We start from the raw sequence: 19943 nt of genomic DNA on the forward strand, positions 1-19943 counted from the left end.
AAACATGCTATACTACTTGTATGATTATTTTACAAGCTAATAAAATTGAACGTTCTTTTGCAGGAGAGGTTCTTTTTGATAATATCAACTTGCAGGTTGATGAACGAGACAGGATTGCTCTTGTTGGGAAAAATGGTGCGGGTAAGTCTACTCTTTTGAAGATTTTGGTTGGAGAAGAGGAGCCAACAAGTGGAGAAATCAATAAGAAAAAAGATATTTCTCTGTCTTACCTAGCCCAAGATAGCCGTTTTGAGTCTGAAAACACCATCTACGATGAGATGCTTCATGTCTTTGATGACCTACGTCAAACTGAGAAGCAACTTCGTCAGATGGAGTTGGAGATGGGAGAAAAGTCTGGTGAGGCTTTGGATAAACTGATGTCAGATTACGACCGCTTATCTGAGAATTTTCGCCAAGCAGGTGGCTTTACCTATGAAGCTGATATTCGAGCTATTTTGAATGGATTCAAGTTTGATGAGTCTATGTGGCAGATGAAAATTGGCGAGCTTTCTGGCGGTCAAAATACTCGTTTGGCTCTAGCCAAAATGCTCCTAGAAAAGCCCAATCTCTTGGTACTAGACGAGCCAACCAACCACTTGGATATTGAAACCATTGCCTGGCTAGAGAATTACTTGGTAAACTATAGCGGTGCCCTTATTATTGTCAGCCACGACCGTTACTTCTTGGACAAGGTTGCGACAATTACGCTAGATTTGACCAAGCATTCCTTGGATCGTTATGTGGGTAATTACTCTCGTTTTGTCGAGTTGAAAGAACAAAAACTAGCTACTGAGGCAAAAAACTATGAAAAGCAACAGAAGGAAATCGCGGCTCTGGAAGACTTTGTCAATCGTAATCTAGTCCGAGCTTCAACGACTAAACGTGCCCAATCTCGACGTAAACAACTGGAAAAAATGGAACGTTTGGACAAGCCTGAAGCTAGTAAGAAAGCAGCCAACATGACCTTCCAGTCTGAAAAAACGTCGGGCAATGTTGTATTGACTGTTGAAAATGCGGCTATTGGCTATGATGGGGAAATATTGTCACAACCTATCAACCTAGACCTTCGTAAGATGAATGCTGTTGCCATCGTTGGTCCAAATGGAATCGGCAAGTCAACCTTTATCAAGTCTATTGTTGACCAGATTCCTTTTATCAAGGGAGAAAAGCGCTTTGGCGCTAATGTTGAGGTTGGTTACTATGACCAAACCCAAAGTAAGCTGACACCAAGTAATACGGTGCTGAATGAACTCTGGAATGATTTCAAACTGACACCAGAAGTTGAAATCCGCAACCGTCTAGGTGCCTTCCTTTTCTCTGGTGATGATGTTAAAAAATCAGTCGGCATGTTGTCAGGTGGCGAAAAAGCTCGTTTGCTTTTAGCTAAATTGTCTATGGAAAACAACAACTTCTTGATTCTGGATGAGCCGACCAACCACTTGGATATTGATAGCAAGGAAGTGTTGGAAAATGCCTTGATTGACTTCGATGGAACTCTTCTCTTCGTCAGCCACGACCGTTACTTTATCAATCGTGTAGCAACTCATGTTCTAGAATTGTCTGAGAATGGTTCAACTCTCTACCTTGGAGATTACGATTACTATGTCGAGAAGAAAGCAGAAGTAGAAATGAGTCAGACTGAGGAAGCTTCAACTAGCAATCAAGCAAAGGAAGCAAGCCCAGTTAATGACTATCAGGCCCAGAAAGAAAGTCAAAAAGAAGTTCGCAAGCTCATGAGACAAATCGAAAGTCTAGAAGCTGAAATTGAAGAGCTAGAAAGTCAAAGCCAAGCCATTTCTGAACAAATGTTGGAGACAAATGATGCCGATAAACTGATGGAATTACAGGCTGAGCTGGACAAAATCAGCCACCGTCAGGAAGAAGCTATGCTTGAATGGGAAGAATTATCGGAGCAGGTGTAAAAGGAGAAAACAGATGGTAGAATTTAGATATTTTAACACAGAATATAAGAAAGTAACCAATAAGACATTTTCAGATAGTTTTGTTTTTTTTAAAGATAATTGGAATGACTATGGTTATAATATTACTTTTAGTGTTTATTATTATGATAATGATTGTAGTGAAAGATACATAGGTAGTTATAGAATTTATGAATCTGAAATAGAAGAACAAGAGAATGCGGATGGAATTAAATCTATTTTTGAATTATCTAAAGATGATTTTGATAGGAATCAAAAATATTCTTTAGCTTGTAATCTAGAGTTTTATCAAAAATTGTATGAATTTTCACAGGATTACTATGATGATTTTCTAAAAGAGCACAATGATTTAACACTTAATGATATACCAGAAGATATAAAAGAAAATAGTGGAGTAAAGAAAGCTCTCTTAAGAAATGATGGGATAACAAAAAGTGAAGATATAATAGATTTTAATAGTGAAATACAAAGAATCGATTCAGAATTAAATGTTGGTAATTGTGTTTCAACTGAGAAATATTTAGAACTTATTTTTGATTATATTTTGGAAATATTAATGGATGATGAAATAACTGAGGATAATAAAAAGTTAGTTTTCAAAATTGTTGGAGGGTGTAATTTTAATTTTGAATTATTAAATAAATTAGCCAGATATTTTTTAGATAATCTAAACTATGGCCAACATCAAAATGGTATTGATTTATTACTTTCCTTACTTGAAAGAACTAATTTTGATCAATTAAAGTCAGAGCTAGAGACCATTAAAAATGAAGATTTAGGAAAAATATCAACTAGTGTTAAGAAAATTAAGGACAAATTAAGATACTCTCGAACTACAAACGATGACAGTTTTATTCACTATACTTCCCTAAATACATTAAAATTTTTGCTTTATAAAACTGATGATAAAAATAATTATCCTAGATTACGGCTTAGCAATGCCAGACAAATGAATGATCCAAATGAAGGATATACATTTCTCAATTTCATAGGTATTGAGAAAGAGAAGCTGTCTGAAACCGATTATGATACATCGCCGTTCTTCTTTGCTTCTATGACACAAACTGGAGGTGAACAAAATCTAGATGATAGTCTTCCAATGTGGAAGCAGTATGGTGATGATGCAAAAGGGATTAATCTAACATATCATTCTGAGTACATTAAAAGCTTAATAAAAGATGGAATAGAAATTTATAAAGTTTGTTATAATGTTAAGGAAGATTTACTAGAGGAAGAAATAAATTCAATAAAATCAGCATTTAATGAAATTAAAAATTATGACGATGATAAAGAAAAAGAAGGTATCTTTTTATCAGCATTAAACCTAATTGATGACATTCGTTATTTGTTTAAAGATGCAGATTACAGCTATGAAAATGAATATAGAATTATTCAATCTTATGAAGGCAACGAAGATGTTATTTTTTCTAGCGAAAGTTCTAATAGTGTGATTCCTGGTCTATATGCTTATATTGGCAAAGAACTAAAATATTCCAAAATTAAACTTGGTCCTAAATGTGATGATATTGATTTTGTTGCTCCCTATATAAAATTCGTTGATAGAAATATTGAAGTAACTAAGTCGCAAATATCTTATCGTTAATTCATTAATTTTGAATGTTTATTTTGTAAAAAAGGGTGTAAAGATGGAACATCTTGGAAAAGTATTTCGTGAATTTCGGACGAGTGGAAATTATTCTTTAAAGGAGGCGGCAGGGGAGTCTTGCTCTACCTCTCAGTTATCTCGCTTTGAGCTTGGGGAGTCTGACCTAGCAGTCTCGCGTTTCTTTGAGATTTTGGATAACATTCATGTCACAATCGAAAATTTCATGGATAAGGCTAGGAATTTTCACAATCATGAACATGTTGCCATGATGGGACAAATTATTCCGCTTTACTACTCAAATGATATTGTAGGTTTTCAAAAGCTTCAAGAAGAACAACTTGAAAAGGCTAAGAGTTCGACGAATCCCCTTTATTTTGAGCTGAATTGGATTTTGCTACAAGGTCTGATTTGTCAAAGAGATGCGACTTATGAGATGAAGCAGGATGATTTGGATAAGGTAGCAGATTATCTCTTCAAAACAGAAGAATGGACCATGTATGAATTGATTCTTTTCGGTAACCTCTATAGTTTCTACGATGTGGACTATGTCACTCGGATTGGTAGAGAAGTTATGGAGAGGGAGGAGTTTTACCAAGAGATTGGTCGTCATAAGAGATTGGTGTTGATTTTGGCCCTCAATTGTTACCAGCATTGTTTAGAGCATCTTTCTTTTGACAATGCAAGCTATTTTGAGACTTATACAGAGAAGATTATTGGTAAAGGTATTAAGCTTTATGAGCGTAATGTTTTTCATTATTTAAAAGGTTTTGCCTTGTATCAAAAGGGACAGTGTAAAGAAGGTTGTAGCCAAATGCAAGAGGCCATGCATATTTTTGACGTGCTAGGTCTTCCAGAGCAAGTAGCCTATTATCAGGAACACTACGAAAAATTTGTCAAAGATTAATTTTCCCAAATAAGGGAAAAAATAAAAAGCTCCTTTCAGTTTTGATACAATAGTTTCAAAATTTGAGAGGAGTTTTTATATGAATCGCTATGCAGTACAGTTGATTAGCCGTGGAGCTGTTAACAAGATAGGGAATATGCTCTATGATTATGGAAATAGTGTTTGGTTGGCTTCCATGGGAACTATCGGACAGACAGTTTTAGGAATGTATCAGATCTCTGAACTCGTCACATCTATTCTCGTAAATCCCTTTGGTGGAGTCATTTCAGACCGTTTTTCTCGTCGTAAGATTTTAATGGCGGCAGACCTTGTTTGTGGAATTCTTTGTCTGGCTATTTCTTTCATAAGGAATGATAGCTGGATGATTGGGGCTTTGATTTTTGCCAACATTGTTCAGGCTATTGCTTTTGCCTTTTCTAGACCTGCAAATAAGGCCATTATCACAGAATTAGTAGAGAAGGATGAACTGGTCCTCTACAATTCTCGTTTGGAGTTGGTCTTGCAGGTTGTCAGTGTGAGTTCCCCTGTACTCTCTTTTCTGGTTTTACAATTCGCAAGTCTCCATCTGACGCTCTTACTAGATGCTTTGACTTTTTTTATAGCATTTGTTCTAGTGGCCTTACTTCCAAAAGAAGAACCAATGGTTCAAGATAAGAAACCTTTTACTGGGAAAGATATTTTTGCGGATATCAAAGATGGCTTGCACTATATCTGGCATCAAAAAGAGATTTTCTTTCTTCTGTTAGTGGCTTCCAGCGTTAATTTCTTTTTTGCGGCTTTTGAGTTTTTGCTTCCTTTTTCAAATAAACTATATGGAGTAGAAGGAGCTTATGCGACTATCTTAACCATGGGTGCGATTGGCTCAATTATAGGAGCACTGATAGCAAATAAATTTAAATCAAGTATGAATACACTTTTGTTCTTATTGATTTTAACAGGAGTAGGAGTTTTCATGATGGGTTTGCCACTACCCAATATTTTAGCCTTTTCTGGAAACCTGATTTGTGAACTCTTTATGACGATTTTTAATATTCACTTCTTTACACAGGTACAGACCAAGATTGATGGAGAATATCTGGGTAGGGTATTGAGTACCATTTTTACACTAGCTATTCTCTTTATGCCGATTGCGAAAGGTTTGATGACCTTGCTTCCAAGTGTTCATCTTTATTCTTTCTTGATTATTGGACTTGGAGTTGTAGCCTTATCTTTCTTAGCTCTCGGATATGTTCGAACTCATTTTGAAAAAGAGACATAAGTTTGCTTGGACTTCAAAAATAATTCCAATCTAAGTGTTTTTTCCGCCCTTCTCGTTTGTGAGGAGGGCTTACTTTATGGTAAAATGGTTTTATGAATAAAAGAATGAATGAGTTAGTCGCCTTGCTCAATCGCTATGCGACTGAGTACTATACCAGCGATAATCCCTCGGTTTCAGACAGTGAGTATGATCGCCTTTACCGAGAGTTGGTTGAGTTAGAAACTGCCTATCCAGATCAAGTGCTAGCAGACAGTCCGACCCATCGTGTTGGTGGTAAGGTTTTAGATGGTTTTGAAAAATACAGTCATCAGTATCCTCTTTACAGCTTGCAGGATGCTTTTTCACGTGAGGAGCTTGAAGCTTTTGATGCGCGTGTTCGTAAGGAAGTGCCTCATCCAACCTATATTTGTGAGCTGAAAATAGATGGCTTGTCTATCTCGCTGACTTATGAAAAGGGGATTTTAGTTGCTGGGGCAACGCGTGGAGATGGTTCTGTTGGGGAGAATATCACGGAAAACCTCAAGCGTGTTAAGGACATTCCTTTGACCTTGCCAGAAGAACTAGATATCACAGTTCGTGGGGAATGTTACATGCCACGCGCTTCTTTTGACCAGGTCAACCAAGCTCGTCAAAAAAATGGAGAGCCTGAATTTGCCAATCCTCGTAATGCGGCGGCAGGAACCTTGCGTCAGTTGGATACAGCAGTAGTTGCCAAGCGCAATCTTGCTACCTTTCTCTATCAAGAAGCTAGCCCTTCAACTCGTGATAGCCAAGAAAAGGTGTTGAAGCACCTTGAACAACTCGGTTTTGTGGTTAATCCTAAGCGAATCTTAGCTGAAAGCATGGATGAGATATGGAATTTCATCCAAGAAGTAGGACAAGAACGGGACAATCTGCCTTACGATATTGATGGAGTGGTAATCAAGGTCAACGACCTAGTAGGTCAAGAAGAACTTGGTTTTACCGTTAAGGCTCCAAAGTGGGCAGTAGCCTACAAGTTTCCTGCTGAGGAAAAAGAAGCTAAACTCTTATCAGTTGATTGGACAGTTGGCCGTACGGGTGTTGTAACCCCAACTGCGAATCTAACACCAGTACAACTAGCTGGAACAACTGTTAGCCGTGCGACCCTGCACAATGTGGATTATATTGCTGAAAAAGATATCCGTAAAGACGACACGGTTATCGTCTATAAGGCTGGGGACATCATCCCTGCTGTTTTACGTGTGGTAGAGTCCAAACGGGTTTCTGAAGAAAAACTAGATATCCCTACAAACTGTCCAAGTTGTGATTCTGATTTGTTGCACTTTGAAGATGAAGTGGCCCTCCGTTGTATCAATCCACGTTGTCCTGCCCAAATCATGGAAGGTTTGATTCACTTTGCTTCTCGTGATGCTATGAATATTACAGGTCTTGGTCCATCTATCGTTGAGAAACTCTTTGCTGCAGATCTAGTCAAGGATGTGGCAGATATTTACCATTTGAAAGAAGAAGATTTCCTCCTTTTAGAAGGTGTTAAGGAAAAGTCTGCTTCTAAACTGTATCAGGCCATCCAAGCATCTAAGGAAAATTCTGCCGAGAAGCTCTTATTTGGTTTGGGAATTCGCCATGTAGGAAGCAAGGCCAGTCAGTTGTTACTTCAACATTTTCATTCAATTGAAAATCTGGCCCAGGCAGATCCAGAGGAAGTGGCTAGTATTGAGAGTCTGGGTGGTGTGATTGCCAAGAGTCTTCAGACTTATTTTGCGACAGAAGGCTCTGAAATTCTCCTCAGAGAATTGAGAGAAGCTGGGGTCAATCTGGACTATAAAGGTCAAACTGTAGTGGCAGATGCGGCCTTGTCAGGTTTGACCGTTGTATTGACTGGAAAATTGGAACGTCTCAAGCGCTCAGAAGCTAAAAGTAAACTCGAAAGTCTGGGTGCTAAGGTAACAGGCAGTGTTTCTAAAAAGACCGACCTCGTCGTTGCAGGAGCAGATGCTGGAAGCAAACTGCAAAAAGCACAAGAACTTGGTATCGAAGTTCGAGATGAAGCATGGCTAGAAAGTCTGTAATGATCTTTTAAAAACAGAGTTTAGACAGTATGACAATGCTTGTTAATCAGGACAAAATCGGTAAAGAATTTATTAGTGAAATAGAAAGAAAATAGAAGTAAAAAGGAAAAATAAACAATGTATAACTATCCTATGCGCATTCATTACCATCGCAAGAATGGAGAATACGACACCTGCTCTTTTGTAAAAAGTCAAGACCAGCGAATTGATTTGCTGACCTATAAAGAAGATTATTTTGGTGCCTTATTCAGTTTTGAACATCCAAGTTCCCATGCCTTAGAAAGCCTAAATTTTGTGGTTCACACAGGCCAAACTAGTAAGGAATATGCTATCCGTTTTAATCACTATCCCCTCTTAACAGAGGTTTGGATTTTGGAAGGAGATGATAGAATTTATTATTCTGAAAATCCTGCTATTGCAAGTCCCTTCTATAAAGATCAAAATCCTTTTGCCTTTGATAAGGCCATTAACAGTGCTAGTTTTGACCATCATTGGGGTTACCAAGGGGAATTGGGGTGCCGTGTAGAGGATAATCAAGCTCATTTTTCTCTTTGGGCTCCAACAGCGACAGAAGTGCAGATAGTCGTTTATGAATCAGCTGCTAATGACGCACCTGTTTGGAAAACTTTTGATATGGAAAGAGGCAATAGCTACTCTTATAATCATAAGGACAATACAATCGGTGTCTGGAGTTTGGATGTTGAGGAAGATTTGACTGGCAAGGCTTATCAGTATCAAGTTCAATTCCCCCATCACCAAACACTGACACGCGACCCATACACAATCGCGACCAGTCCCGATGGCAAACGTTCAGCTATTCTGAGTCATGAAGAAAAGCAAGTTGAAAACTTTGAGGTCAAGCACGGTTCGGAGGCTACTTGGCGCTTGGCTAATCCATGTAAGGCAGTTATTTGTGAAATGCACATTCGTGATTTGACCAAATCACTGACTTCAGGTGTGGATGAACATCTTCGAGGAACTTTCTTGGGTGCTGCTCAGTCTGGAACTGTTAACCAGTACGGTCAGTCAACTGCTTTTGATTACATCAAGAAGCTGGGCTTCAATTATGTTCAATTGCAACCAATTGCAGATCGTCATAAAGAGTATGATGCAGATGGGAATGTAACCTACAACTGGGGTTATGACCCACAAAACTATAACGCACCAGAAACGAGCCTTTCAACTAATCCAGAGGATCCAGCACAGGTCATTCGTGATTTGAAGACCATGGTTCAAGCCTATCACGATGCGGGTATTGGTGTCATTATGGATGTGGTTTATAACCATACTTTCTCAGTTGTTGATGCACCTTTCCAAACAACTGTCCCTGATTACTATTATCGTATGAATCCAGACGGTACTTTCCAGAATGGAACGGGTGTTGGAAATGAAACAGCCAGCGAACATGAAATGTTCCGCAAGTATATGATTGATTCCCTCCTATACTGGGTGCAGGAATACAATATTGACGGCTTCCGTTTTGATTTGATGGGGATTCATGATGTCAAGACTATGCAGATGATTCGTCAGAGCTTGGATGAAATTGACCCTAACATTATCCTTTATGGAGAAGGTTGGGATATGGGAACAGGTCTTGCACCTTATGATAAGGCTAAGAAGGACAATGCCTACCAGATGCCAAATATCGGTTTCTTTAACGACAATCAGCGTGATGCTGTCAAAGGTGGAGAAGTTTATGGTGCTATCAAGTCAGGATTTGTTAGTGGTGCTGCTACAGAGCCAATTCTTGCCAAAGCAATCCTAGGCAGTCGTGAATTAGGAACCTATACACATCCAAATCAAGTGCTTAACTATGTAGAAGCCCATGACAATTACAATCTTCACGATTTGTTGGCAACCCTACATCCAGACCAAAGTTCAGAGCAAATCATGCGCAAAGTCGAAACTGCCACAGCCATGAATCTACTCATGCAAGGGATGGCCTTTATGGAAATCGGTCAAGAATTTGGTCGTACCAAACTGGTTGCGACTGGTGAAAATGGTGAACTGACCCATGATGATAGAGAACGTGCTATGAATAGCTATAATGCTCCTGACAGTGTGAACCAAGTGAACTGGGATTTGATTAATGAGCGTCAAGATAGTATTGCGTTTATCCGTCAGATGATTCGATTGAAGACAGAAAGCAGTGCCTTTTCTTACCCAACTTATGATGAGATTTACCATCATGTTTTTGTTCATTCAGCCAACGAACATAGTGGTTGGATTGCCTATGAGATTCAAGGGGAAGAACATTTACTGGTTGTATTTAATGCTAAAGGGCAAGACTTCCAGTTTGAAAATGCTGGAAATCTAGAACTATTGGTGACCAATAGCCATTTAAGTGATAAAGACATGGTTGGTGGCGTCAGTGCCAGCGTCTTTAAAGTTTTGTAGAATAGATTTACAATTTAAATTCATTTGTGGTGCTTTATCTGTTAATAAAATCAGGAGATTCGTTTCCTGATTTATTTTTTTACTTAAAATTATATTTTTGTTAGCTAAATAACGAACTTTATGATAGTATTATAAAAAACAATTCGTTTTCAAAGCGTTTCTGAAAATTTCTTGATTTACAAGTGAACACATCAGTGAATTTGTTGAAGACTTTCAAAAGAATTTTTAGCAAATTCCGTAATTTACTTGAATCTTCCCTAAAAAGGTAGTATAATAAATCTATAGAAAACGCTTACAGAAATAGGAGGGTGTATGGATAAGAAACAAGCTTTAGAAACCTTTAAGACAGGTGAAAATTTTCACCTCCAGCACTATCTGGGAGCACATAGGGAAGAAAAAAATGGAGAGTATGGCTATACTTTTCGTGTGTGGGCGCCTAATGCTCAGGCTGTTCACTTGGTAGGGGATTTCACCAATTGGGTTGAACATCAAATTCTGATGGAACGGAATGAATTTGGAGTCTGGGAAGTCTTTACCAGTCTTGCTCAAGAAGGCCAAATTTATAAGTACCATATCACGCGTGCAAATGGTCATCAGCTGATGAAGATTGACCCTTTGGCTGTTCGATATGAGGCACGACCTGGGACTGGGGCTATTTTAACAGATATTCCAGAAAAGAAATGGAAGGATGGTCTCTGGCTAGCCCGTAGAAAACGCTTGAGCTTTGAAGAGCGTCCTGTCAATATTTACGAGGCTCATGCTGGCTCTTGGAAGAGAAATCCTGATGGTAGCCCCTATAGTTTTGCTCAATTGAAAGATGAACTTATTCCTTACTTGGTTGAGATGAACTATACTCACATCGAGTTTATGCCTTTGATGTCCCACCCACTCGGTTTGAGTTGGGGCTATCAGCTTATGGGTTACTTCGCTTTAGAGCATGCCTATGGTCGCCCTGAAGAGTTTCAAGATTTTGTTGAGGAATGTCACTTAAACAATATTGGGGTTATTGTAGACTGGGTACCTGGTCACTTCACCATTAATGATGATGCCTTAGCTTATTATGATGGAACACCGACTTTTGAGTACCAAGACCATAATAAGGCTCATAACTACGGTTGGGGCGCGCTCAATTTTGACCTTGGGAAAAATGAAGTCCAGTCCTTCTTGATTTCTAGTATTAAGTTCTGGATTGATTTTTATCATTTAGATGGTATTCGCGTGGATGCGGTTAGCAATATGCTCTATCTTGACTACGATAATGCTCCATGGACACCTAATAAAGATGGTGGCAATCTCAACTATGAGGGTTATTATTTCCTTCAACGCTTGAATGATGTGATTAAACAAGCTCATCCAGACGTTATGATGATAGCTGAGGAAAGTTCATCAGCTACTCAGATTACTGACACTAAGGATTCAGATGGTCTAGGATTTGACTACAAATGGAATATGGGTTGGATGAATGATATCCTCCGTTTCTATGAAGAAGATCCGATTTATCGTAAATATGACTTTAACCTGGTGACTTTCAGCTTTATGTACGTCTTCAAGGAGAATTATCTCCTACCATTTTCACACGATGAAGTGGTTCATGGCAAGAAGAGTATGATGCACAAGATGTGGGGAGATCGATACAACCAATTTGCTGGTTTACGCAATCTCTACACTTACCAAATTTGTCACCCTGGTAAGAAATTACTGTTCATGGGTAGCGAATACGGTCAATTCCTAGAATGGAAATCTGAAGAACAGTTGGAATGGTCTAACCTAGAAGATCCAATGAATGCTAAGATGAAGTATTTCACTTCTCAGCTAAACCAGTTTTACAAAGACCACCGCTGTCTGTGGGAAATTGATACTAGCTATGATGGTATTGAAATCATTGATGCAGATAATCGAGACCAGAGTGTTCTTTCCTTCATCCGTAAGGGGAAGAAGGATGATATGTTAGTCTGTGTCTTTAATATGGCACCTGTTGAACGAAAAGATTTTACAATCGGACTTCCTGTTGCAGGGATTTACGAAGAAGTCTGGAATACTGAGTTAGAAGAGTGGGGAGGCGTTTGGAAAGAACATAATCAAACTGTGCAAACGCAAGAAGGACTATGGAAAGATTATGAGCAGACCTTGACCTTTACTTTACCGGCTATGGGAGCAAGTATATGGAAAATCAAGCGTCGCTTGAAACCTACTAAAACCGACACAAGTAAAAAACAAAAAGGAGTAGAAAATGAAGAATGAAATGTTAGCTTTGATTCTTGCTGGTGGGCAAGGAACTCGTCTCGGTAAACTCACTCAAAGCATCGCAAAACCAGCTGTGCAATTTGGTGGGCGCTACCGTATCATTGACTTTGCTCTTTCAAACTGTGCTAACTCAGGCATCAACAATGTTGGAGTCATTACACAGTACCAACCACTTGCTCTTAACAATCATATTGGGAACGGTTCAAGCTGGGGACTAGATGGTATCAATTCTGGTGTCTCAATTCTTCAACCTTATTCTGCAAGTGAAGGAAATCGTTGGTTTGAAGGGACTAGTCACGCTATTTACCAAAATATCGACTATATCGACAGTGTTAACCCAGAGTATGTTTTGATTCTGTCTGGGGACCATATCTATAAAATGGACTATGATGATATGCTCCAGTCTCACAAGGATAATAATGCCAGTTTGACAGTAGCCGTTCTAGATGTTCCACTGAAAGAAGCAAGCCGTTTTGGTATCATGAACACAGATGCAAATAACCGTATTGTTGAATTTGAAGAAAAGCCAGCTCAACCTAAATCGACCAAAGCTTCTATGGGAATCTATATCTTTGATTGGCAACGCCTTCGCAATATGCTAGTTGCTGCTGAAAAGAGCAATGTCGATATGTCAGACTTTGGTAAGAATGTCATTCCAAATTACCTTGAGTCAGGTGAAAGTGTCTATGCCTACGAATTTAATGGTTACTGGAAAGACGTTGGTACGATTGAATCGCTTTGGGAAGCGAACATGGAGTACATTTCTCCAGAAAATGCCTTGGACAGCCGTAACCGTCAATGGAAGATTTACTCAAGAAACTTAATTTCACCACCAAACTTCCTTGGGGCAAATGCTCACGTGGAAGATTCCTTGGTTGTTGATGGCTGTTTTGTAGATGGAACTGTTAAACATTCTATCCTCTCAACAGGTGCGCAAGTTCGCGAAGGAGCAGAAGTAGTAGATTCAGTTATCATGAGTGGTGCAATTGTTGGTCAGGGAGCTAAAATCAAACGTGCCATTATTGGTGAAGGTGCAGTTATTTCTGACGGTGTCGAAATCGATGGAACAGAAGAAGTACAAGTTGTAGGATATGATGAAGTAGTGGGGGTAGCAACAGATGAAGATTGATAAATATTCTGCCATTTTAGGAAACACAGTTGGTTTTCATGATATGTCAACACTGACAGACCACCGTCCAGTAGCTAGTTTGCCATTTGGTGGTAAATATCGCTTGATTGACTTCCCGCTTTCAAGTCTTGCTAATGCTGGTGTCCGTAGTATTTTTGGTATTTTCCAACAAGACAATATCAGTTCAGTCTTTGACCATATCCGTTCAGGGCGTGAGTGGGGATTGTCAACTCTTCTTAGCCACTACTATCTAGGTATTTACAATACCCGTGTGGAAAGTAGTACAGTTGGAAAAGAATACTACCAACAGCTTCTTACTTATTTGAAACGTTCCGGCTCAAACCAAACAGTATCACTTAACTGTGATGTTTTGATTAATATTGATCTGAACCAAGTATTCCACCTACACAGTGCAAATAAGGGGCCAATCACTGTAGTTTATAAAAAATTGCCTAAAAAAGATATTTCAGAAGTAAACGCAATCTTGGAAGTAGATGAAACAGACCATGTTCGTTCTCATAAACTCTTTGATAGTAAATCATCAGATGAAGTTTACAATATGTCGACAGATATCTTTGTCGTTGATACACCGTGGTTGATTGAACGCTTGGAAGAAGAGGCTAAGAAAGAACATCCAGAGAAGTTGCGCTATGTTTTACGTGATTTAGCTGCCAAAGAAGGAGCTTTTGCCTACGAGTACACAGGTTATCTGGCAAATATTCATTCTGTAGAGTCTTATTACAAAGCTAACAAAGATATGCTTGAATCACAAAAATTCTACTCTCTCTTCTCACCAAACCAAAAGATTTATACAAAGGTCAAAAACGAAGAGCCAACTTATTATGCTAATACATCTAAGGTAAGCACTTCTCAGTTTGCCTCTGGTAGTATTATTGAAGGTCAAGTGGCTAATTCTGTTTTATCACGTAATATTCATGTGCATAAGGATAGCTTGGTTAAAGATAGCATCTTATTCCCTCGTGTTGTTATTGGAGAAGGTGCTCAGGTAGAATATGCTATCTTGGACAAGGGTGTTGAAGTTGCGGATGGCGTTGTGATTCGAGGAACTGCAGAACATCCAGTCGTCGTTAAGAAAGGTAGCAAAGTAACAGAGGATATTCATTCATGAAAATTTTATTTGTAGCAGCTGAGGGTGCACCCTTTTCAAAAACAGGTGGTTTGGGAGACGTCATTGGCGCTCTTCCTAAATCACTAGTAAAAGCGGGACATGAAGTTGCCGTAATTTTACCCTACTATGACATGGTAGAGGCTAAATTTGGAAATCAGATTGAAGATGTTCTTCATTTTGAGGTGAGTGTTGGTTGGCGCAGACAGTATTGTGGAATTAAGAAAACAGTATTAAATGGTGTAACCTTCTACTTCATTGACAACCAATATTATTTCTTCCGCGGTCATGTTTACGGTGATTTTGATGACGGAGAACGCTTTGCTTTCTTCCAACTTGCTGCCATTGAGGCCATGGAAAGAATTGACTTTATCCCTGACCTTCTCCATGTTCATGACTACCATACAGCTATGATTCCTTTCTTGTTAAAGGAAAAATACCGTTGGATTCAAGCCTATCAAGGTATTAAAACTGTTTTAACCATTCATAATTTGGAATTCCAAGGACAATTCTCAGAAGGAATGTTATGGGATTTGTTTGGAGTTGGCTTTGAACGTTATGCAGATGGGACCCTTCGCTGGAACAACTGTCTGAACTGGATGAAGGCTGGTATTCTTTACGCAGACCGTGTATCAACTGTTTCACCTAGTTATGCTCATGAAATTATGACTAGCCAATTCGGATGTAACTTGGATCAGATTCTTAGGATGGAGTCTGGTAAAGTTTCTGGTATCGTGAATGGAATTGATGCTGACCTTTATAATCCTCAGACGGATGCCCTTTTAGACTATCATTTCAATCAGGAAGATTTGTCTGGAAAAGCCCAGAATAAGGCAAAATTACAAGAGAGAGTTGGCTTGCCAGTTAGAGCTGACGTTCCACTGGTGGGAATTGTTTCTCGTTTGACACGCCAAAAAGGTTTTGATGTGGTGGTCGAAAGTCTTCACCATATCTTGCAAAATGATGTTCAGATTGTTCTTTTGGGAACTGGAGATCCAGCCTTTGAGGGTGCTTTCTCATGGTTTGCTCAAATCTATCCAGATAAGCTATCAGCAAATATCACTTTTGATGTCAAACTAGCTCAAGAAATCTACGCTGCTTGTGACCTCTTTCTCATGCCAAGTCGTTTTGAACCATGTGGCTTGTCTCAAATGATGGCTATGCGTTACGGAACCTTGCCATTGGTTCATGAAGTTGGTGGTTTACGAGATACCGTTCGCGCTTTCAATCCAATCGAAGGAAGCGGTACTGGTTTTAGCTTTGACAATCTATCACCTTATTGGTTAAATTGGACTTTCCAAACAGCTTTGGACTTGTATAGAAACCATCCAGACATTTGGAGAAACCTACAAAAACAAGCTATGGAGTGTGACTTCTCATGGGATACAGCCTGCAAGTCATACCTTGACTTGTACCATAGTTTAGTTAATTAATAGATAAAATCGTATGATGACTTCATACGATTTTTGGGCTGTTTAGAGAGGAGAACTGATGTCTCAAGTAAAAGGTTTGTGTGTTATGGATGTTGATGGAACCTTAATCCTAGAAGAAGTAATTGATCTTTTGGGAAGAGAGGCAGGCTGTGAGGAGGAAATTTCGCAGATTACAAGTCGGGCAATGAGAGGAGAGTTAGACTTTGAAAGCAGTTTAAGAAAAAGAGTGTCCTTCTTGGAAGGCCTTCCTATTTCGGTATTTGATAAAGTCTTCAATTCTATTCATCTAACGCCAAATGTTCAAGAATTTATCTCTATTCTCCAAAAGAATGGCATCCCAGTTGGTCTGGTGTCCGGTGGATTTACACCAATAGTTGCGAGATTAGCGAAATCACTTGGTATTGCCTATTTCTCTGCCAACCAACTTGAAGATAAAGACGGTCATTTAACAGGAAAATTGATTGGACAAATTATCAGTCCCCAGGTCAAAGAAGAGACTCTGGAACAATGGAGAGAGGAACTAAAACTTTCTAAAGATAGAACGGTTGCAATCGGTGATGGGGCTAATGATTTATTAATGTTGAAGTCAGCGGGACTTGGAATCGCCTTTTGTGCCAAAGAAGTGCTCAAAAAAGAAATACCGAATCATGTTGACAAGAGGGATTTTTTAGAAGTTCTTCCTTTGATTGATTTTTTAGAATGATGGAAAGTATGAAGATTATAATTGCACCAGATTCATTTAAGGAAAGCTTGAGCGCTGAAGAGGTGGCTGAAGCTATTAAAAGAGGCTTCCAACAATCGATAGCAGATATAGAATGTTTTCTCTGCCCTGTTGGTGATGGTGGCGAAGGTACAGTAGATGCTATTCGGCATTCTATTGACCTTGAAGAAAAATGGATCAAAGTGACAGGACCTTTTGGACAAAAAGAAGCCATGCGCTATTTTCAAAAAGGGGGACTGGCGCTATTTGAAGTTGCCGACTTGGTTGGCCTTGGAAAGATTCCGCTAGAGAAACGAAATCCACTTCAAATCCAAACTTGTGGTATTGGAGAGTTGATTCGTCATCTCATTGCTCAAGGGATTAAAGATATCTATATCGGCGTTGGTGGCACGTCCAGTAATGATGGAGGTATTGGGATTGCTGCTGGTTTAGGTTATCGATTTTATGATAGGGATGGAAATGTCTTGCCTGCATGCGGTCACTTACTAAACTTAGCTTCTGTTTCAACAGAAAATCTCTATGAAATTCCTGAAGGTGTTCAAATTCATATTTTAGCAGATGTCGTGAGTCCCTTATGTGGTCCTCAAGGTGCGACTTACACTTTTGGCAAACAAAAAGGCCTACAACCTACTATGTTTGCAGTCGTAGATCAGGCAATCCAAGATTTTTATAAAAAAGTTTCACCAGCAACATTGCAAATTAAAGGAGCAGGAGCTGGTGGAGGCATTGCTGCTGGTTTGTGTGCCTTTACTCAGGCAAATATCGTGTCGGGAATTGATACCTGCTTGAACCTGATCAACTTTGATAAGAAAGTTTCAGATGCTGACTTGGTTATTGTTGGAGAAGGAAGACTAGATTGTCAAAGCTTTGCTGGGAAAGCGCCTATATGTGTTGCAAAAAAAACCCTGTCGGAGTTCCTGTTATTGCTATTTGCGGTAGTCTTGCTGAGGATTTACCTTCCCTACCATTTGAAAATATTCAAGCTGCCTTTTCTATTTTGGAGAAAAGTGAACCTCTAGAAGATAGTTTGAAAAATGCCAGTCTCTATTTGGAGCACACGGCTGCCAATATCGGGCATTTATTAAATATGCGCATGATTTAGCCAAACCATTTCTTCCATAAGGATGTTTTGGCTGGTTCTTCCTTTTTAACTTCCCAAAGTTTTGCAAAAGCAAGTCGAAGGTTCTTTTCTTCTACTTGAACTGGTGCATTACTATGAATAATCAGGCCAAAAGGAGAAGAAGTATGCTCTTCTGATACAATGGTAGCTTGACTATCAGTTTCTTTAGCTTCCTTTAAGTAGAAAACTTGCTTGTCAAATTCGATAGTTGGAGAAATCTTTACAAATAGTGGCTCTGCTTTTTCCTGAAGGTTTTCTAAAATAGATAAAAAACCTTTTTCTAACTGAGGGCTATTTGCTGTGTCAATATCTGCATACCCAAGAACTCTTTCCTCAAAGGTACCAAGATAGCGTCTTTGCTCATCTGGATTTAATTTTGCTCCACCATGAGCTTTTTCAAGTAATTGTTTTGATAAATCTGTCATGAAAACAGTATATCATAAAAGTTAGAATAAAACAGACAAAAGAAAGCGATTACTTTATAAAGTTAAGGAAAATTTGCACAAAGATAACGTTTTTTCTTGAAAAAGGAGGGCTTTTAAGGTATTATAGAGGTGTAAAAAAATTAACTCATAAGGAGAGTAAAAAATGTCAATTATTACTGATGTTTACGCTCGCGAAGTCCTAGACTCACGCGGTAACCCAACACTTGAAGTAGAAGTTTACACTGAATCAGGTGCTTTCGGACGTGGTATGGTTCCATCAGGAGCTTCTACTGGTGAACACGAAGCAGTTGAACTTCGCGACGGTGACAAATCTCGTTACGGTGGTCTTGGTACACAAAAAGCTGTTGACAACGTAAACAACATCATTGCTGAAGCTATCATTGGCTACGATGTACGTGATCAACAAGCTATCGACCGTGCTATGATCGCTCTTGACGGTACTCCTAACAAAGGTAAATTGGGCGCTAACGCAATCCTTGGTGTGTCTATCGCTGTAGCTCGTGCTGCTGCTGACTACCTTGAAATCCCACTTTACAGCTACCTTGGTGGATTCAACACTAAAGTTCTTCCAACTCCAATGATGAACATCATCAACGGTGGTTCTCACTCTGACGCTCCAATCGCTTTCCAAGAGTTCATGATCTTGCCAGTTGGTGCGCCAACATTTAAAGAAGCTCTTCGTTACGGTGCTGAAATCTTCCACGCTCTTAAGAAAATCCTTAAATCACGTGGTTTGGAAACTGCCGTAGGTGACGAAGGTGGATTCGCTCCTCGTTTCGAAGGAACTGAAGACGGTGTTGAAACTATCCTTGCTGCGATCGAAGCTGCTGGATATGTTCCAGGTAAGGACGTATTTATCGGATTTGACTGTGCTTCATCAGAATTCTACGATAAAGAACGCAAAGTCTACGACTACACTAAATTTGAAGGTGAAGGCGCTGCTGTTCGTACATCTGCAGAACAAATCGACTACCTTGAAGAATTGGTTAACAAATACCCAATCATCACTATCGAAGATGGTATGGATGAAAACGACTGGGATGGTTGGAAAGCTCTTACTGAACGTCTTGGTAAGAAAGTACAACTTGTTGGTGACGACTTCTTCGTAACAAACACTGACTACCTTGCACGTGGTATCCAAGAAGGTGCTGCTAACTCAATCCTTATCAAAGTTAACCAAATCGGTACACTTACTGAAACTTTTGAAGCTATCGAAATGGCTAAAGAAGCTGGTTACACTGCCGTTGTATCACACCGTTCAGGTGAAACTGAAGATTCAACAATCGCTGACATCGCAGTTGCAACTAACGCAGGACAAATCAAGACTGGCTCACTTTCACGTACAGACCGTATCGCTAAATACAACCAATTGCTTCGCATCGAAGACCAACTTGGTGAAGTAGCAGAATACCGTGGATTGAAATCATTTTACAACTTGAAAAAATAATCTCTTTATGAGATGAGGGGCTATAAAGCCTTTGAAATAAGCACTTTGGGGCGCTTTCCCTTAGTGCTTTTTATAATTTAATACCCTTTTTACTACCCCTACTAATTTTTGGTATAGTAAG

13 protein-coding genes and 1 pseudogene are annotated in these 19943 nt (G+C 39.2%); 13 read left to right on the forward strand and 1 reads right to left on the reverse strand.

Translation table 11 applies throughout. The annotated features are described in order from the left end of the window. Positions 1-20 precede the first annotated feature (20 nt). From D7D53_RS03915 to D7D53_RS03970, 12 genes and pseudogenes are all read left to right on the forward strand, one after another. Positions 21-1922 carry an ABC-F family ATP-binding cassette domain-containing protein gene (locus D7D53_RS03915; protein ID WP_120770198.1) on the forward strand — a complete coding sequence of 634 codons (1902 nt, stop codon included), beginning with the start codon at positions 21-23 and terminating at the stop codon, positions 1920-1922. 13 nt (positions 1923-1935) lie between these two features. After that, positions 1936-3543, forward strand: a complete 1608-nt coding sequence (locus tag D7D53_RS03920) for a DUF2971 domain-containing protein (protein WP_120770199.1) — start codon at positions 1936-1938, stop codon at positions 3541-3543. 43 nt (positions 3544-3586) lie between these two features. Continuing rightward, the gene (locus D7D53_RS03925) at positions 3587-4450 is read left to right on the forward strand and encodes an Rgg family transcriptional regulator (RefSeq protein ID WP_120770200.1); all 864 of its coding nucleotides are present in this window, start codon (positions 3587-3589) and stop codon (positions 4448-4450) included. A gap of 79 nt (positions 4451-4529) precedes the next feature. Beyond that, on the forward strand, positions 4530-5708 hold the full coding sequence (locus tag D7D53_RS03930) for an MFS transporter (protein WP_120770201.1): 1179 nt from the start codon (positions 4530-4532) through the stop codon (positions 5706-5708). Between the two features lie 92 nt (positions 5709-5800). Beyond that, complete coding sequence (ligA, locus tag D7D53_RS03935; RefSeq protein WP_120770202.1) at positions 5801-7759, forward strand: NAD-dependent DNA ligase LigA; 1959 nt, start codon at positions 5801-5803, stop codon at positions 7757-7759. Between the two features lie 117 nt (positions 7760-7876). Next, positions 7877-10156, forward strand: coding sequence for a type I pullulanase (pulA, locus tag D7D53_RS03940; RefSeq protein WP_120770203.1), 2280 nt, complete (start codon positions 7877-7879; stop codon positions 10154-10156). A gap of 312 nt (positions 10157-10468) precedes the next feature. Beyond that, positions 10469-12397 carry a 1,4-alpha-glucan branching protein GlgB gene (gene glgB / locus D7D53_RS03945; RefSeq protein ID WP_120770204.1) on the forward strand — a complete coding sequence of 643 codons (1929 nt, stop codon included), beginning with the start codon at positions 10469-10471 and terminating at the stop codon, positions 12395-12397. Beyond that, positions 12387-13529 (forward strand): glucose-1-phosphate adenylyltransferase, encoded by a 1143-nt coding sequence (locus D7D53_RS03950; protein WP_020902830.1) that lies wholly within the window; start codon positions 12387-12389, stop codon positions 13527-13529. The genes glgB and D7D53_RS03950 overlap by 11 nt, the downstream gene beginning before the upstream one ends. Beyond that, entirely contained in the window at positions 13519-14658 is a 1140-nt protein-coding gene (glgD, locus tag D7D53_RS03955; protein WP_120770205.1) for a glucose-1-phosphate adenylyltransferase subunit GlgD, read from the forward strand. The genes D7D53_RS03950 and glgD overlap by 11 nt, the downstream gene beginning before the upstream one ends. After that, positions 14655-16088: a glycogen synthase GlgA gene (glgA, locus tag D7D53_RS03960; RefSeq protein ID WP_050253056.1), complete on the forward strand. Its 1434-nt coding sequence runs from the start codon at positions 14655-14657 to the stop codon at positions 16086-16088. Before glgD ends, glgA begins: the two co-directional genes overlap by 4 nt. 58 nt (positions 16089-16146) lie before the next feature. Beyond that, positions 16147-16791, forward strand: coding sequence for a phosphoserine phosphatase SerB (serB, locus tag D7D53_RS03965; protein WP_120770206.1), 645 nt, complete (start codon positions 16147-16149; stop codon positions 16789-16791). Between the two features lie 8 nt (positions 16792-16799). After that, positions 16800-17911: pseudogene (locus D7D53_RS03970) on the forward strand (glycerate kinase). Here D7D53_RS03970 and D7D53_RS03975 read toward each other — a convergent pair. Continuing rightward, the gene (locus tag D7D53_RS03975; RefSeq protein ID WP_120770207.1) at positions 17908-18354 is read right to left on the reverse strand and encodes a DUF1694 domain-containing protein; all 447 of its coding nucleotides are present in this window, start codon (positions 18352-18354) and stop codon (positions 17908-17910) included. The pseudogene D7D53_RS03970 and the gene D7D53_RS03975 sit on opposite strands and share 4 nt — an antisense overlap. A gap of 163 nt (positions 18355-18517) precedes the next feature. On the opposite strand from D7D53_RS03975, the gene eno reads away from it, so the two are divergent. Next, the gene (eno, locus tag D7D53_RS03980; RefSeq protein ID WP_000022813.1) at positions 18518-19822 is read left to right on the forward strand and encodes a surface-displayed alpha-enolase; all 1305 of its coding nucleotides are present in this window, start codon (positions 18518-18520) and stop codon (positions 19820-19822) included. Positions 19823-19943: the final 121 nt, after the last annotated feature.

Source organism: Streptococcus gwangjuense (genome assembly GCF_003627155.1).
GTDB lineage: Bacteria > Bacillota > Bacilli > Lactobacillales > Streptococcaceae > Streptococcus > Streptococcus gwangjuensis.

What these genes read in the sequence shown, in the direction of transcription:
- D7D53_RS03915 (WP_120770198.1), top strand. Translation starts at nt 21, where the DNA reads ATGATTATTTTACAAGCTAATAAAATTGAACGTTCTTTTGCAGGAGAG.
- D7D53_RS03920 (WP_120770199.1), top strand. Translation starts at nt 1,936, where the DNA reads ATGGTAGAATTTAGATATTTTAACACAGAATATAAGAAAGTAACCAAT.
- D7D53_RS03925 (WP_120770200.1), top strand. Translation starts at nt 3,587, where the DNA reads ATGGAACATCTTGGAAAAGTATTTCGTGAATTTCGGACGAGTGGAAAT.
- D7D53_RS03930 (WP_120770201.1), top strand. Translation starts at nt 4,530, where the DNA reads ATGAATCGCTATGCAGTACAGTTGATTAGCCGTGGAGCTGTTAACAAG.
- ligA (WP_120770202.1), top strand. Translation starts at nt 5,801, where the DNA reads ATGAATAAAAGAATGAATGAGTTAGTCGCCTTGCTCAATCGCTATGCG.
- pulA (WP_120770203.1), top strand. Translation starts at nt 7,877, where the DNA reads ATGTATAACTATCCTATGCGCATTCATTACCATCGCAAGAATGGAGAA.
- glgB (WP_120770204.1), top strand. Translation starts at nt 10,469, where the DNA reads ATGGATAAGAAACAAGCTTTAGAAACCTTTAAGACAGGTGAAAATTTT.
- D7D53_RS03950 (WP_020902830.1), top strand. Translation starts at nt 12,387, where the DNA reads ATGAAGAATGAAATGTTAGCTTTGATTCTTGCTGGTGGGCAAGGAACT.
- glgD (WP_120770205.1), top strand. Translation starts at nt 13,519, where the DNA reads ATGAAGATTGATAAATATTCTGCCATTTTAGGAAACACAGTTGGTTTT.
- glgA (WP_050253056.1), top strand. Translation starts at nt 14,655, where the DNA reads ATGAAAATTTTATTTGTAGCAGCTGAGGGTGCACCCTTTTCAAAAACA.
- serB (WP_120770206.1), top strand. Translation starts at nt 16,147, where the DNA reads ATGTCTCAAGTAAAAGGTTTGTGTGTTATGGATGTTGATGGAACCTTA.
- D7D53_RS03975 (WP_120770207.1), bottom strand. Translation starts at nt 18,354, where the DNA reads ATGACAGATTTATCAAAACAATTACTTGAAAAAGCTCATGGTGGAGCA.
- eno (WP_000022813.1), top strand. Translation starts at nt 18,518, where the DNA reads ATGTCAATTATTACTGATGTTTACGCTCGCGAAGTCCTAGACTCACGC.